The sequence below is a fragment of the Terrabacter sp. P2_E3 genome, assembly GCF_056403915.1.
In genome coordinates this window covers 28,827-42,967 of the sequence record NZ_JBFUEN010000005.1, presented here as the reverse complement: position 1 = coordinate 42,967, position 14,141 = coordinate 28,827, and the positions used below count along the sequence as shown (strand labels likewise).

Sequence of the window (14,141 nt, the reverse complement as noted above, 5' to 3'; positions counted from 1 at the left end):
GTCGTGCTCGGTGACCTGCACAAATGGCTGTCCACGGGCTGTGGAGAACAAGTTCCTCACCCCTGTGCGTTGTCCACAGCCCGTCGCGACACGCCCGACCATGGGGTATGCCGTCCGCCGCGGTCGCGCGGGCACGCTCAGAGCCCGGCGGCCGAGGCGTCGTAGTAGTCCCGGTTGCGCAGCATCGAGGCGGCAGCCTCGTCGAGCAGCGCGGTCGCGTCGGCGTGCCACTGGAGCACCGAGGCCGGGCACGAGGCCGACAGCGGACCCTCGAGCGCGGCCGCGACGGCCGCGGCCTTGCCGGGTCCGGAGGCGACGAGCACGAGACGTCGCGCGTCGAGGACGGTGCCGAGACCCTGGGTGACGCAGTGGGTCGGCACGTCCGTGATCCCGTCGAAGAAGCGTGCGTTGTCGTGGCGCGTGCGGTCGGACAGCCGCTTGACGCGCGTTCGCGACGAGAGTGCCGAGCCGGGCTCGTTGAAGCCGAGGTGACCGTTGGCACCGATGCCGAGGATCTGCACGTCGACCCCACCCGCGTCACGGATGAGTCGCTCGTACTCCGAGGCCCCGGCGACGAGCTCGTCCTCGTCGTGGCCGGAGCCGTCGGGCACGTGGAGCCGGTCGGGCGACAGCCCCAGCGGCCCGCAGACCTCGCGGAGCAGCACCTCGCGGTACGACTGGGGGTGACCGGCGGGCAGGCCGACGTACTCGTCGAGCGCAAAGCCACGGGCGCCGCGCAGGTCGAGACGACCGGTCGCCACGGCCCGCGCGAGCTCCGCGTAGAGCCCCAGGGGCGACGACCCGGTCGCGAGCCCGAGGACTGGCTCGTCGCGGTGTGCGGCCCCGAGGCCGTCGATGACGACCTCGGCCGCCCGGCTGGCGACGTCGGCAGGCGTGGGCAGGACGAGGACCTCCATCACCCCACCCTCTCACCGGGCACGGTGACGCCGTTGAGCCCGTCCGGGGAGCCGACGGAGGCCAGCCGCGGGGCGCCGGGGAGGTCCGGTGCGGACAGCCACGCGGCGCCGAGGGCCGCCACGGGCACGTCGGCCGGCAACAGCTCGACGCGGTCGGGCAGGCCGAGGGCGTCGATCATCCGAGAGCTGCGTGCGCGCCGTTCGAGGTCAGCGCGGATCCCGTCGAGGAGCGGGGCCCCCAGCCCGGCCAGGCCGCCACCCACGACGACGCGTTCGGCCCCGGAGGCGAGGGCGAGCAGCTGGACCGCCAGCCCCACCCCCGTGCAGAGCACGTCGACGGCGGCGGCCGCGAGGGCGTCGCCGGCAGCGGCGGCCGCGAACGGGTTCGTCGCCCGACGCCCGGCCACCGGCCAGAGACGGGCGAGCGCCGAGCCCGAGGCCACGGTCTCGAGGCAGCCGACCTGGCCACACGTGCACGGGGCGTCCCCGCCGACCGGCAGGTGCCCGATCTCGCCTGCCGCCCCGTCGATCCCGCGGACCACGACGCCGTCGCGCACCACGGCCGAGGCGAGCCCCGTCCCGAGGTTGAGGTACGCGAGTGCCAGACCACCGGGGCCGGCAGGACCACCAGGACCACCAGGACCGATGTCGGCAGCCGTCGACCCCTCGGCCCATGGCGCGCGCAGCCGCCAGGCACCGAGGGCGGCGGCCTTGACGTCGTTCTCGACCGCGACCGGCACGCCGAGGCGTACGGACAGCTCACCGGCGAGGTCGAGCGACTCGACCCCGAGGTTGACGGCGTGCCGGGCGACCCCGCTCACGGGGTCGACGAGCCCGGGCATGCACGCGCCCACCGACACGACGTCCGCGGCACCCCCGGCGGCCCCGGCACCCCCGGCACCCCCGGCGGCCCCGACACCCCGAGCCTCGGCGGCGAGGACCTCCCGGGCGAGGCGCACGGCAACGTCGACGACCCCTGACGCGCCGCGTCCGGACGGTGCCGAGCGCATCGCCAGCACCGAGCCGTCGGCCACGAGGACCACAGCCGTCTTCGTCCCGCCGATGTCGATCCCGAGCCGCGGCTCGGCCGTCATCGCGCCGGCACCCCGAGGTAGCGGCCGAGGGCCTGGGCGACGACGACAGAGCCCCCGAAGGTCACGAGGTCCGCACCGCCGCGAGGCCAGCCGCAGTCGACGACGATCGTCGGATGTCCTTGCGCACGAAGGCGATCGGCGACCTCCCAGAGCGGGTGCCCCGCGGCGAGCCCACGGCCGGCCACGGCGACCCTGGCACCCTCGGGCACGTCGCCCTCGGGTGTCGTCAGCCCGGCGGCCGTCGGGCCCCAGGCGACCCGCCCGACGGCGAGGTTCGGGTCGGAGGCCACCTGCACGATGACGGCCTCGCCCGGGGCGTCGAGCCACGTGCGCACCGCGTCCCCGACCTCGAAGCCGCCGACGAGCGCGCCGTTGGCCCAGCCGGGCTCCACCACGTCGGCGGTTCTGCCGTGCGCACCCGGGCCGCCGGCTGCGAAGCCCTGGGACAGCAGGACGACCCGCGCCGCCGCCTCCTCGAGTCGCTCGAGAGGCAGCCGACCCGACTCCGCCGCCCGCACGACCGCCTCGACGACGGCGAGGTAGCAGTCCTCCGTCGTCTCGGACCCGACACAGAGCAGGTCGCACCCCGCGACGAGGGCGCGAACCGCGGCCTCGGGGATGCCCGTCTCGGCCGAGGCCCCGGCCATGTCGAGGGCGTCGGAGACGATGACCCCCTCGAAGCCGAGCCGGTCGCGGAGCACGTCGCCGAGGACGACGGGCGAGAAGGTCGCCGGACGTTCGGCGTCGATGGCGCTGACGACGACGTGCGAGGTCATGATGCACGCGACCCGCGCCTCGATCGCCGCACGGAACGGCTCGAGCTCGCGCGCGTCGAGCACGTGCGCCTCGGCATGCACCCGCGGCAGCGCGTGGTGCGAGTCCGTCACGGTGTCGCCGTGGCCCGGGAAGTGCTTGGCGCACGCGGCGACCCCGACCGACTGCACACCGTCGACGTAGGCGGCCGAGTGCCGCGCGACGTGGGCCGCCTCGGCGCCGAAGCTGCGGACCCCGATGACGGGGTTCTCGTCGGCGGAGTTGACGTCGACGACGGGCGCGAGGTCGAGGTTGATGCCGTATGCCGCGAGCTCGCGGCCGATGGCCGCGGCGGAGTCCCGGGTCAGCGCGGTGTCGTCGAGGCGACCGAGCAACGCGTTGCCGGGCTGCGTCGACCCCGTCGGGTAATGCAGCCGCGTCACGTCACCGCCCTCCTCGTCGACGGCGACGATGACGTCCGGCGCCACCGACCGCAGCGACCCACACAGCTGGGCCAGCTGGTCGGGGTCCACGACGTTCGCGCCGTACAGACAGACGGAGGCCAGCCCGGCGGCATACTCCCGCTCGATCCACGCGGGGACGGTGGTGCCGACGAATCCGGGCATGAGCGTGCCGACGGTGAGGCGCCGCAGCGCCTCTCGTGAGGTGTTCATCTCAGCCCTTCACCGCCCCGCCGACGAGGCCGTTGCTCATGCGCCCCTGGACGACGAGGAAGAAGATGATGACCGGCACGGCGACGACGGTCGACGCGGCCATGACCTGGCCCCAGTCGGTCTCGCGGGTCGCGCTCGCCTGGACGAAACCACGCAGCCACAGTGGCAGGGTGCGCGACTGCTCCTCGGTCATGACGACCAGGGCCACGGTGAACTCGTTCCACGCCTGGAGGAACGCGTAGACGCCCGACGCGACGAGCCCGGGAGCCAGCAGCGGGAACGTGATCCGCAGGAAGGCCTTGGTGCGTGAGAGCCCGTCGACCATGGCCGCCTCCTCGAGCTCGACCGGCACGCCCGCGACGAAGCCGCGGAGCATCCACACGGTGAACGGCACGACGGCAGCGGTGTAGAGCAGCGCGAGCCCGAGCACGTTGTTGAGCAGCCCGACCGAGCTCATCATCTTGTACTGCGCGATGAAGAGGCCCTCTGCCGGAAGCATCTGGATGAGCAGCAGGGCGAGGATGAACGAGCGCCGGCCCCGGAAGCGGAAGCGGCTGATCGCGAGGGCCCCGAGGAAGGCGATGACGATCGCGGCAGCCACGGTGACGAGGGTGACGGCGAGCGAGATCCCCAGGGCGCGAACGAATCCCGCGTCGCCGAAGACCGTGGCGAAGTTGTCGAACGAGCCGCCGAAGGGCAGGAAGGTCGGCGTGCTCGACTGGAGCGTCACCTTGTCGAGGAAGGCCGAGTTGATCATCCAGTAGACGGGGAACGCCCAGACGAGGGCGAGGAGGACCGCGACGACGGTGAGGACCGAGCGCCTCCTCGAGCCACGGATCGATCGACGGGAGCTGACCGGGCCGAGGATGCGGGTCACGACTCCTCCTTCATGAGCGAGCGGACGTAGTACCAGCTGACGGCGACGGTGAGCAGGAGCATGAGGATGGAGACCGCGCTGGCCATCCCGAAGTCCCCGGCGCCCGTGCCGAGCTGGTAGATGTACGTGCCGAGCAGGTGGGTCTCGTTGGCCACGCCACCGGCGTCCTGGAGCAGCTTGATCTGCGTGAAGACCCTCAGGTCCCAGATGAGCTGGAGCAGCAGGACGATCGAGATGACCGGCGCCACGAGGGGAAGGATGATGTGCCGCAGGCGTTTCCAGCCGCCGGCACCGTCGATCTCGGCCGCCTCGAGCACCTCCGGGGAGAGCTGGGTCAGGCCGGCGTAGATCGACAGGGCGACGAAGGGCACGCTCATCCAGACGACGATGACGGCTGCGACGACGAGGAACGAGAGCGGCTCGACGAGCCAGTTGTGGCCCTGGGCGTCGACGCCGACGCGCTCGAGCGCCCAGTTGAGCAGGCCGTTGCGCCAGTTGACGATCCACGTCCACACCGTCATCGAGGCGACGACGGGCATGGCCCAGGCGAGCAGCAGTGCGACCTGGAGCACGAGGCGGCCGGCGCGGCTGACCGCGCCCATGAGCAGGGCGAGGCCGAGGCCGATCGCCACCGTCGACAGGGCGCACACGAGGCAGAAGGCGATGGAGCGTCCGACGATGACCCAGAGCTCCGGGTCGGTCACGAGGGACGCGTAGTTCGCGAGGCCCACCCACTCGGGCGGCTGGCCGAACTGCTGCATCATCCCGAAGTGCTGGAAGCTCGTGACGACCTGCCACCCGACGGGGTAGCCGAGCGCGGCGACGAGCAGGACGAGCGAGGGAAGCACGAGCCACGCGGGCGTCTGCCGTCGGGCGGGGCGGGCGGGAGCCGTGGGCTCCGGCGCGGGAGCGGTCTCGGGGGGAGCGGTCGCCGTGGAGGTCATGGGCGGGCCTTTCGAACCTGACGTCCGGCGGTCGGGGTGGAGGGATCTCCCGACCGCCGGACGTGGTGTCATGCGAGGGTCAGGTCACTTGAGGTTGAGCAGCGGCGTGATCTTCGCGTCGTACTCCTGGGCCAGGGCCGTGAGGTCCGAGGCGTCCCGGATCTTGGAGAAGAACTCCTCCATGACCATCTTCGACTCGACGGTGGCCCAGCCCGGGGCCGCCGGCGTCAGCTTGGAGTTCGTCGCGGAGTCGATGAGCGCCTTGGCGAACTGGTCGTCACCGAGGGAGCTGACGTAGTCGGTGTTGGCCGGACCGAGACCGGCACCGCCGAGCTTCTTCTGGTAGTCCGCGGAGAAGATGATCTTGAGCAGCTCCTTGGACAGGGCCTGGTTCTGGCTGGCCTTGGAGATGGCGATGTTCGAGCCACCGGCGAAGACCGGGGCGGCCTTGCCGTCGTTGCCCGGGAGCACGAAGGCGCTGAACTTCGCGTCGTTCCACTCGCGGACCTTCTTGCCGTCCTTGTCCTTGAGGTCGCCGATCGACCAGTGCGCCCAGCCGGGAGCCATGATCGTCGCGGCGGCGAGCGACGTCTTGCCGGTGACGTTCCCGGACTCGTCGAGGATCTCGTCGGCGTCGTTGACGTAGAGCCACGGGGTCTGGTCCTTGGCGTCGGCCGGGGCCTTGGACGCGTTCCTGTAGAGATCCTGCAGCTGGGTCAGACCCTTGACCGTGTTGGGGTCCGCGAGCGTCGAGACCCACTGGCCGTTCTCCTGCTTCGCGAGCTCGCCGCCGTTGGCGAAGATCCACGAGATGCCGTTGCGCCAGTCCTGGCCGCCGAGGAAGAAGCCGGAGAAGTTCTTGATGGTGCGGGGGTTCTTGGCGGTGATCGTCTTGACGGCGGCGTTGAACTCGTCGAGGGTCTTCGGCGCGGCGACACCGGCCTCCTTCCAGAGGTCCTTGCGCGCGAACATGTAGCGCGAGCCGAAGTAGTAGGGCAGCGCGTACTGCTTGCCGTCGACGCTGCCGACGTCGACGAACGACTGCAGCAGCTTGCTGCCGCCGAGCTCCGGGTAGAGGTCGGAGACGTCACTGAAGGCACCGACGTTGGTGAAGGTCGGGCTCTGCGTGTTGCCGATCTCGGTGACGTCGGGGGTGTTCTTCGGGTCGGGCAGCGACGTCGTCAGCTTCGTGACGAGGTCGCCCCAGCTCTGCTCCTCGATCTTGAGGGTGGCGCCGGTCTTGCTCTTGAAGGTGTCCTGCAGGTAGGTGCGCAGCTCCTTCGGGGTGTCGGTGCCGGCGAGCCAGAGGGTGATCGTCTTGCCGGCATTGCCCGACGCGCCCGCGGTGGGGTCGGTGGTCGAGCCGGTGGCACCCCCACCGCACGCGGTGAGGACGAGCGCCGCGGTGGTCGTGGCCACGGCCAGACCCAGGGTCTTCTTCATTCCTTGTCTTCCTTTCGAAGGGCCGCGGTGCGGACCGGTTGTTCGCTGGACGCGAGTGGAGGGGTGTCCCTGTGGAGGGGAGTTCGAGGGGAGGTGCGGTGTCGGGGTGCGGTGTCGGGGACCGATGGCGTATGCCGCCGGGCCGGGTCGGGGTGGACCGCGGCGTCAGGCGACACCGAGCTGGTCCCAGAGCACGAGGACGGCGGCGCCGCGCAGGACGATGTCGTAGGAGCGGTGCGCGAGGCGCACCGTGAGGTCGGTCGTCGTGCGGGCGAGGAGGCGGGCCCGGAGGGTCTCCTCGACGGCGTCCCGCAGGACCCCGCCGAGCAGGTGCTCGGGACCGCTGAGCACGACCTCCGAAAGGTCGAGGGCCGCGACGACGGGGGCGAGGGCGATGCCGAGCCGTTCGCCGGCCTCGCGCAGCGGCTCCTGCGGGTCATCGCCCGGGGCCGCGGCCAGCGCCTTCTCGAGGTTGGGGGCCGAGATCCACGTCTCGAGGCAGCCGACCTTGCCGCAGCGGCACGTCGCGCCGCCGTCGGTGCCGACGGTGACGTGGCCGATCTCGCCGGACGCGAAGTGCGCACCGCGCACCCGCTGGCCGCCGACGATGAGCCCGCCACCGACACCGCGGCCGATCTTGACGAGGACGAGGTCGTCGCCGCCGTCGCCGAGGGTGTAGTCGGCGTGGACCGCCGCGTCGGCGTCGTTGACGACGAAGACGGGCAGGCCGGTCGCGTCGGCGACGATGTCGCGCAGCGGCACGTCGGTCCAGCCGAGGTTGGGGGCGGTGTCGACGACGCCGCCCGGGCCGACGATGCCGGGGGTGCCGACGCCGATGCCGAGCAGGGGCGCGGTGGCGGCGCCGATGACCTCGTGGACGAGGTCGAGCACCGTGTCGACGACGGCCTGGCCGGAGTCGTCGCCGATCGGGCGCTCGGCGCGGACGAGGATGTTGCCGTCGAGGTCGAGCACCGCGGCGCGAAGCACCTCATGGGCGGCGAGGTCGACGCCGATGGCCTGCAGGCCGGTGCGGTTGACGTCGACGAGCGTGCCCGGCTTGCCGGGACGCACGACCTCGGACGGGCCGAGCTCGACGGCGTGGCCGCTGTCCATGAGCTCGGAGACGAGGTCGGAGACGGTCACCTTGCTCATCCCGAGGCGACGAGCGAGGTCGGCCCGGCTCATCGCGCCGACGGAGTAGAGCATCTGCAGCACGAGCGAGAGGTTGTGCCGCCGGCCGTGCGCAGGCAGTACGGCGGTGCGGGGGGAGACGCGGCGGGCTCGCGGCAGTGCGGTGGTCACGAGAGTTAGTAAAGTTTACTAACTCTCGATGTGGCAACCCCTTCGTCGAGAAAAGTTCACCGGCCCTCCGGCCGATCGAGGTGATGCTGACACCGAGGTGGGTAGCGCCATCACCTTGAACGAGGCGGTCTGGAGGGGCCCTGCGTGGGTGCCGCGACATACAGTCGAGGCATGTGCCGCAACATCCGACAGCTCCACAACTTCGAGCCCGCCGCGACGAGCGACGAGGTCCGTGCCGCCGCGCTGCAGTACGTCCGCAAGGTCAGCGGGAGCACCAAGCCCAGCCAGGCCAACCAGGCCGCCTTCGACGAGGCGGTCGAGGCGATCGCGCACGCGACGGCCCACCTGCTCGAGCACCTGACGACGACCGCGCCGCCCAAGGACCGCGAGATCGAGCGCCAGAAGGCGCGCGAGCGCAACGCCGTCCGCTTCGGCACCCCCGCCTGACCCGCGCCGGCCGACTCGTTGTCCTTCTTCGTCGCCGTCGTCGCGGCGATCCTCGCGCTGCTCACGTTCTTCCTCCACCGTCGCCTCGCCGTCGCACCCGGCTGGCCCACGGCGGCCCGACGCGCCACCGCCGTCGTGCTGGCGCTCGGCTGGGCCGCCAACCTGGGCGCCTTCGCCGTCCAGAGCGGGCTCATCAACCCGCGCGGCACCCGGTGGCTCGCCTGGGTGGGCATGACCTGGCTCGCGTTCGCGTGGTACCTCCTGCTCGGTGTGCTCGTCCTCGGGATCCTCGCTCTCGCAACGAGACTCGCCCACCGCCCGGACGCGCGCCGGTCGATCCTGCGCGGGGGCACGCCGCTGGTCGTCGTCGCGGCACTCGGTACGACGGCCTTCCGGAGTGATGTGCCGGAACTCGCAAGCTCGTGACGCCACATCCCCGGCTCCAGCCTCCACGAGGCGTCGGAGCCCACGGTCTCGACGGTCACGGTCACCGACGCCGACCTCCCGGCCGAGCTCGACGGCCTGCGCGTCGCGCTCGTCACCGACCTGCACGTCGGCCCGATCCGTGACGCGGGCTTCACCCGCCGCGTCGTCGACCAGGTCAACGCGCAGCACCCCGACGTCGTCGTGCTGGGCGGCGACCTCATCGACGGCAAGGTGAGCCAGGTGTCCGACGCACTCGCTCCGCTCGCCGACCTCGAGGCCCCGCTCGGGGTCTTCGCCGTCAGCGGCAACCACGAGTTCATCTCGCAGGAGGCCGATGCGTGGATGGACCACTGGGAGACCCTCGGCATCGACGTCCTGCGCAACGAGAACGTCACGCTGACTCGGGGATCCGCCTCCATCCGGATGGCCGGCATCCACGACGAGACCGGCCGCGGACCCGACTCCCCCAACATCGACGACGCGCTCGCCGGCGTCCCCGCTGACACCTTCACGATGCTCGCCGCGCACCAGCCCAAGGCCGCCGAGTCGGGTCAGGGCAAGGGCGTCGACCTCCAGCTCTCCGGCCACACCCACGGCGGCCAGCTGTGGCCCTTCCGGTATGCCGTCCTGCTCCAGCAGCCGCTCGTCGACGGCCTCGGTGCGGTCGACGACGTGCCGGTCCTGACGAGCCGCGGCGCCGGCGCCTGGGGTCCCCCAGTCCGGGTCCTCGCGCCGCCGGAGATCCCGGTCATCACCCTGCGCGCCGGCTGAGTCCCGCCCTAAGGTGGCCGCATGGGCATCTGGGCGACCCAGGTCACTCCGCGGCTCGTCGCGGCCGGCGGCGAGGACGAGAAGACCCGCGCCCTCCGGGCCCGGGCTTGCGAGGGGCTCCGTGGGGAGGTCGTCGAGCTGGGCTTCGGCAGCGGTCTCAACGTCGGTCTCTACCCCGCTGCCGTGACGCGCATCGTCGCCGTCGAGCCGTCCGACGTCGCGTGGGAGCTGGGGGCCCAGCGCCGCGCACGCAGCCCGATCCCCATCGACCGCGGCGACCTCGACGGCCAGTGGCTGAGCCTGCCGGACTCGAGCGCCGACGCCGTCCTGTCGACCTTCACGCTGTGCACCATCCCCGATGTCGGCCGCGCGCTGGCCGAGGTCCGGCGGGTCCTGCGCCCGAGCGGCGCCCTCCACTTCCTCGAGCACGGCATCGCGCCGGAGGAGGGCGTGCAGCGGTGGCAGCGCCTCATCGAGCCCGTGCAGAAGAGGGTCTTCGACGGGTGCCACCTGACCCGCCCGATCGACCGTCTCGTCGAGCAGGCGGGTCTCTTCATCGAGGACATCGAGCGGGCCTACGCGCCGATGCCGAAGGTCATGAGGCCGTGGGTCTTCGGCTACCTCGGCCGGGCCGTGCGGCCGGCCTGACGGCGAGCACGACCCAAACGTCCGGCACCCCCCCTCGTCAAGGCAGAGACGGACGCTTCGGCGACGATCCACACGGACAGGGGACGGTGCAGCGGGCGGACGAGGTCCTCGCCGACCCCGCTCTCGATGTCGTGGTGCTCGACGGCTGACGGTCCCGTCCGCGGCGCCGACTACGGTTGGCACATGTCGATCGGCCCGCACCCCGACCTCGTGTCGGAGGTGCGGGCCGCTCTCGTCGCCCGGGCCGACCCGGAGCGGGCAGCCGGCCAGCAGCGCTACATGAAGTCGGCGATGCCGTACGTCGGCCTCACGCCCCCGCAGCTCAAGGCGGCCCTCGCTCCCCTGCTCCGCGACCCCGGCCTCGCCATGGAGTCACGGGAGCAGTGGGAGGCGACGATCCGGGCCCTGTGGGACGGCGCCACCCACCGGGAGCAGTGGTATGCCGCCATCGCCCTCGCGCGTCACCGCCCCTACCGCGCGTGGGTCGACAGCGACGCGATGCCCTTGTGGGAGAGCCTGATCCGGGCCGGTGCGTGGTGGGACGTCGTCGACGACATCGCGACCCACCTCGTCCGCGACACCGTGCTCGCCCACCCGACGGTCGAGGGGCTACGGATGCGCGACTGGGCCGGATCGGACTCGCTGTGGGTGCGCCGAGCGGCGATCATCTGCCAGGTCGGCGCGCGTGACCGACTCGACCAGTCGCTGCTCACCGACGTCGTCGGGCCCAACATCGACGACCCGGACTTCTTCAGCCGCAAGGCGATCGGCTGGGCGCTGCGCGACCATGCCCGCGTCGACCCGCAGTGGGTGCGCTCGTTCGTCGCCGCCCACCCCGACCTGTCCGGCCTGTCGCGACGCGAGGCGCTCAAGCACCTCGGACCGCTGTCGTGAGGCCGTCGTGAGCAACACCGCCCCCCTGCCCACGAACCACCGCCGCGAGATCGTCCGCCTGGCGGTCCCGGCCTTCCTCGCACTCATCGCCGAGCCGCTCTTCCTCCTCGCCGACTCGGCGATCATCGGCCACCTCGGCACCGCCGAGCTCGCCGGGCTCGGGGTCGCGAGCGCGTCCCTCGTGACGGCAGCCGGCATCTTCGTCTTCCTCGCCTACGGCACGACGAGCGTCGTCGCGCGCCACCTCGGCGCCGGCGACGAGCGCTCCGCGCTGAGCGCCGGCCTCGACGGCTTCTGGCTGGCCCTCGGCCTCGGCACCGTCACGGCCGCCGCGGTGGCTGTGTGGGCCAGACCGATCAGCGCTGCCTTCGGCGCCTCCCCGGCCGTCATCGAGCAGGCGACGACCTATCTGCGCATCTCCGCCCTCGGCATCCCCGCGATGCTCGTCATCCTGGCGGTCACGGGAGTGCTGCGTGGCCTCCAGGACACGACCACGCCCCTCGTCGCCTCGGTCGTGGGCTTCGGCGCCAACATCGTGCTCAACCTCGTCTTCGTCTACGGGTTGCACTGGGGCATCGCCGGATCCGCGTGGGGCACCGTCATCGCCCAGACCGGCATGGGCCTCGCGCTCGTCACCGTGCTGCTCGTCAAGGCCCGGGCCCGGCAGGCCCGGCTGCGCCCGCACCCGGCGCGCGTCCTCGCAGCCGCGCGGACCGGCATACCTCTGCTCGTGCGCACCGTCGCCCTGCGCGCGATCCTCATCGTCACGACGTGGGTCGCGGCCTCGCTCGGCGACGTGACCCTCGCGGCCCATCAGGTGGCGATGACGGTCTGGTCGTTCCTCGCCTTCGCGCTCGACGCCCTCGCGATCGCGGCGCAGGCCATCACCGGTCGCGCCCTCGGCGCCGGCGACCGGACGGCCGTTCGGGAGGCCATGGGCACGATGATCCGCTGGGGGGTGTGGGGTGGGCTGGCCCTCGGGCTCGTCATCGCCGGGCTCCACTCGGTCGTGCCGCCGCTCTTCACCCCGGACCCGGCCGTCCAGGAGGCGCTCGGTGCGGCCCTCGTCGTCGTCGGGCTCGGGCAGGCGGTGGCGGGCTACGTCTTCGTCCTCGACGGCGTGCTCATCGGTGCGGGCGACGGCCGGTGGCTCGCGTGGGGCATGGTCGTCACGTTCGTCGCCTACCTGCCGCTCATCCTCGCGGTGCGCGCCGCGGGGCCCAGCGGCTCCGCGACCCGGGACGTCGTCGTGCTCTGGCTCGCCTTCACCGGGTTCATGGTCATCCGCGGCGTCCTGCTCGGTTGGCGGGCCCGCCGTGACGACTGGATGGTCGTCGGCGCCCGCTGAGCGTCAGCCCGCCCGGACGGCGCCGGCCACGAGGAGCCCCGCGGAGGCCAGCGACAGCGCGGCCCGCACGTGGTTCATCGCGACCCAGCCCGGCGCATACCCCTGCCAGGCCGCCGCCGCGGCGGCGGAGCCGGCGTCCACCCGGCCCAGCGCGTCGTTGCGCGGCACGTGGTAGGCCGCGGTGACCCCGAGGGCGACGACGCCGGTGAGCGCCCCGGCCACGAGCAGGACCCGAGCGCTGCCGCTCGAGCGGGCGAACGCCCAGCCGCCGACGGCGAGCGACCCGAGACCCGAGACGACGAGGGGCACGGCGAGGCCGCGTGGCGCCGTGACGTTGATGGCCTGCATGGCGCGCACGGCGTCGCTCGCCGCCAACCGGTCGAGGCCCGGCATGACGAAGGTCGAGAAGCCGACGAAGACGCCCCCGAGCACGCCGGTCCCGAGGGCGGTCGCGAGGGTGACGGTGCGCATGAGAGTCGTGTCCATGTCTCCATGACACTGCGCCGGGGTGAGCAGGTGAATGTCCCTTCGGCTCATCAACCTCAGCGATCGTCTCATCGGCGTACCGTGTGGCGATGGACACCCTCAGCGCCGTCATGGACGGCCACCGGGCCCGCGGCGCCTCGCTGCTGCGGTGCGAGATGCGTGCGCCGTGGGCTCTGCGGATCGAGGACGAGGCCGCCCTCGGGCTCGTCGTCATGGTGGCGGGGACGGCTGAGCTCCTGCCCCAGCGGGGCGAGGCGATCGCCCTCGGCACCGGCGACCTCGCGCTCGTCAAGGGCACCCACCCGTGGGTCTTAGCCGACGACGTCGCGACCGAGCCCGGCGTCGTCATCGAGCCCGGCAACGTCTGCCGGTCCCTGACGGGCGAGTACCTGGCCGTGTCGCTCGGGCTCGGCACACGCACGTGGGGCAACGCGGGTGACGAGCCGGGAGACACGACCTTCCTCACGGCGTCGTGGGAGCTCGCGAGCCAGGTGACGGGCCGGTTGCTCGACGCCCTGCCCGACGTGGCAGTCGTCCGTGCCGACGAGGCCGACCCGACCCTCTCGGGGCTGCTCGCCCGTGAGGTGCAGCGCGACCTCCCCGGCCAGGACGTCGTGCTCGACCGCCTCGTCGACCTCGTGCTCATCGGGGCCGTCCGCCAGTGGTTCTCGCGCGCCGAGGACTCGGCGCCCTCCTGGTGGCGGGCCGGGTCCGACCCGCTCGTCGGCCGCGCGCTCGCGGCGCTGCACGACGAGCCGGGGCAGCCCTGGACCCTCGACGTCCTCGCCGCCCACGTCCACGTGTCGCGCGCGACCCTCTCGCGCCGGTTCACCGAGCTCGTCGGCCAGTCGCCGATGGCCTACCTCACCCACTGGCGGCTGGCCCGCGCCGCCGACCTGCTGCGCACGGGCAGCCTCAGCGTCGAGCAGGTCGCACACGCCGTGGGCTATGCCAACGCGTTCGCCTTCAGCGCCGCCTTCAAGCGTGAGCACGGGTCGGCGCCGCGCGCCTTCCGGTCGGCGCCCGTCGTCCCGGGAGCCTCGAGCCCCGTCCCCGGCTGACCTTCCGGCGCCTCGGACAGCGCACCTATGCCGTCCCGCAGCGTCCCAGCGACCCT

15 protein-coding genes are annotated in these 14,141 nt (G+C 72.6%); 7 read left to right on the top strand and 8 right to left on the bottom strand.

The features are described 5' to 3' along the window. Nucleotides 1-137 precede the first annotated feature (137 nt). From AC1DW8_RS07935 to AC1DW8_RS07905, 7 genes are all read right to left on the bottom strand, one after another. Nucleotides 138-917, bottom strand: a complete 780-nt coding sequence (locus AC1DW8_RS07935; protein ID WP_056823248.1) for a glucosamine-6-phosphate deaminase — start codon at nt 915-917, stop codon at nt 138-140. Then, entirely contained in the window at nt 917-2,011 is a 1,095-nt protein-coding gene (locus tag AC1DW8_RS07930; RefSeq protein WP_056823249.1) for an ROK family protein, read from the bottom strand. Before AC1DW8_RS07930 ends, AC1DW8_RS07935 begins: the two co-directional genes overlap by 1 nt. Beyond that, on the bottom strand, nt 2,008-3,438 hold the full coding sequence (nagZ, locus tag AC1DW8_RS07925; protein ID WP_478093098.1) for a beta-N-acetylhexosaminidase: 1,431 nt from the start codon (nt 3,436-3,438) through the stop codon (nt 2,008-2,010). Before nagZ ends, AC1DW8_RS07930 begins: the two co-directional genes overlap by 4 nt. A 1-nt stretch (nt 3,439) precedes the next feature. Continuing rightward, nucleotides 3,440-4,315 (bottom strand): carbohydrate ABC transporter permease, encoded by an 876-nt coding sequence (locus tag AC1DW8_RS07920; RefSeq protein WP_056823256.1) that lies wholly within the window; start codon nt 4,313-4,315, stop codon nt 3,440-3,442. After that, nucleotides 4,312-5,259 carry a carbohydrate ABC transporter permease gene (locus AC1DW8_RS07915; protein WP_478093096.1) on the bottom strand — a complete coding sequence of 316 codons (948 nt, stop codon included), beginning with the start codon at nt 5,257-5,259 and terminating at the stop codon, nt 4,312-4,314. The genes AC1DW8_RS07920 and AC1DW8_RS07915 overlap by 4 nt, the downstream gene beginning before the upstream one ends. An 84-nt stretch (nt 5,260-5,343) precedes the next feature. Continuing rightward, nucleotides 5,344-6,702, bottom strand: a complete 1,359-nt coding sequence (locus tag AC1DW8_RS07910; RefSeq protein WP_056779579.1) for an extracellular solute-binding protein — start codon at nt 6,700-6,702, stop codon at nt 5,344-5,346. Nucleotides 6,703-6,867: 165 nt separating this feature from the next. Next, nucleotides 6,868-8,004, bottom strand: coding sequence for an ROK family transcriptional regulator (locus AC1DW8_RS07905; protein WP_478093093.1), 1,137 nt, complete (start codon nt 8,002-8,004; stop codon nt 6,868-6,870). A 171-nt stretch (nt 8,005-8,175) separates the two neighbouring features. Between AC1DW8_RS07905 and AC1DW8_RS07900 the strand changes: the two genes are divergently transcribed. The 6 genes from AC1DW8_RS07900 to AC1DW8_RS07875 all read left to right on the top strand — a co-directional run bounded on the left by AC1DW8_RS07900 (nt 8,176) and on the right by AC1DW8_RS07875 (nt 12,538). Continuing rightward, complete coding sequence (locus tag AC1DW8_RS07900) at nt 8,176-8,451, top strand: DUF2277 domain-containing protein (protein WP_056823265.1); 276 nt, start codon at nt 8,176-8,178, stop codon at nt 8,449-8,451. An 18-nt stretch (nt 8,452-8,469) separates the two neighbouring features. Next, nucleotides 8,470-8,877 carry a hypothetical protein gene (locus AC1DW8_RS07895; RefSeq protein WP_478093091.1) on the top strand — a complete coding sequence of 136 codons (408 nt, stop codon included), beginning with the start codon at nt 8,470-8,472 and terminating at the stop codon, nt 8,875-8,877. Between the two features lie 6 nt (nt 8,878-8,883). Beyond that, nucleotides 8,884-9,648 carry a metallophosphoesterase gene (locus AC1DW8_RS07890; RefSeq protein WP_478093424.1) on the top strand — a complete coding sequence of 255 codons (765 nt, stop codon included), beginning with the start codon at nt 8,884-8,886 and terminating at the stop codon, nt 9,646-9,648. A 21-nt stretch (nt 9,649-9,669) separates the two neighbouring features. Then, nucleotides 9,670-10,296, top strand: a complete 627-nt coding sequence (locus AC1DW8_RS07885; RefSeq protein WP_478093089.1) for a class I SAM-dependent methyltransferase — start codon at nt 9,670-9,672, stop codon at nt 10,294-10,296. A 183-nt stretch (nt 10,297-10,479) separates the two neighbouring features. After that, a complete protein-coding gene (locus AC1DW8_RS07880; RefSeq protein ID WP_478093088.1) occupies nt 10,480-11,190 on the top strand; it encodes a DNA alkylation repair protein in 711 nt (236 codons plus the stop codon). A 7-nt stretch (nt 11,191-11,197) separates the two neighbouring features. Continuing rightward, nucleotides 11,198-12,538 (top strand): MATE family efflux transporter, encoded by a 1,341-nt coding sequence (locus tag AC1DW8_RS07875; protein WP_478093086.1) that lies wholly within the window; start codon nt 11,198-11,200, stop codon nt 12,536-12,538. Between the two features lie 3 nt (nt 12,539-12,541). Here AC1DW8_RS07875 and AC1DW8_RS07870 read toward each other — a convergent pair whose 3' ends face one another. After that, nucleotides 12,542-13,024, bottom strand: a complete 483-nt coding sequence (locus AC1DW8_RS07870; protein WP_478093084.1) for an anthrone oxygenase family protein — start codon at nt 13,022-13,024, stop codon at nt 12,542-12,544. 89 nt (nt 13,025-13,113) lie between these two features. Here AC1DW8_RS07870 and AC1DW8_RS07865 point away from each other — a divergent pair, with 89 nt between their 5' ends. Further along, the gene (locus AC1DW8_RS07865; protein ID WP_478093082.1) at nt 13,114-14,085 is read left to right on the top strand and encodes an AraC family transcriptional regulator; all 972 of its coding nucleotides are present in this window, start codon (nt 13,114-13,116) and stop codon (nt 14,083-14,085) included. Nucleotides 14,086-14,141 lie beyond the last annotated feature (56 nt).

What these genes read in the sequence shown, in the direction of transcription:
- AC1DW8_RS07910 (WP_056779579.1), bottom strand. Translation starts at nt 6,702, where the DNA reads ATGAAGAAGACCCTGGGTCTGGCCGTGGCCACGACCACCGCGGCGCTC.
- AC1DW8_RS07885 (WP_478093089.1), top strand. Translation starts at nt 9,670, where the DNA reads ATGGGCATCTGGGCGACCCAGGTCACTCCGCGGCTCGTCGCGGCCGGC.
- AC1DW8_RS07880 (WP_478093088.1), top strand. Translation starts at nt 10,480, where the DNA reads ATGTCGATCGGCCCGCACCCCGACCTCGTGTCGGAGGTGCGGGCCGCT.
- nagZ (WP_478093098.1), bottom strand. Translation starts at nt 3,438, where the DNA reads ATGAACACCTCACGAGAGGCGCTGCGGCGCCTCACCGTCGGCACGCTC.
- AC1DW8_RS07935 (WP_056823248.1), bottom strand. Translation starts at nt 917, where the DNA reads ATGGAGGTCCTCGTCCTGCCCACGCCTGCCGACGTCGCCAGCCGGGCG.
- AC1DW8_RS07870 (WP_478093084.1), bottom strand. Translation starts at nt 13,024, where the DNA reads ATGGACACGACTCTCATGCGCACCGTCACCCTCGCGACCGCCCTCGGG.
- AC1DW8_RS07865 (WP_478093082.1), top strand. Translation starts at nt 13,114, where the DNA reads ATGGACACCCTCAGCGCCGTCATGGACGGCCACCGGGCCCGCGGCGCC.
- AC1DW8_RS07930 (WP_056823249.1), bottom strand. Translation starts at nt 2,011, where the DNA reads ATGACGGCCGAGCCGCGGCTCGGGATCGACATCGGCGGGACGAAGACG.
- AC1DW8_RS07900 (WP_056823265.1), top strand. Translation starts at nt 8,176, where the DNA reads ATGTGCCGCAACATCCGACAGCTCCACAACTTCGAGCCCGCCGCGACG.
- AC1DW8_RS07915 (WP_478093096.1), bottom strand. Translation starts at nt 5,259, where the DNA reads ATGACCTCCACGGCGACCGCTCCCCCCGAGACCGCTCCCGCGCCGGAG.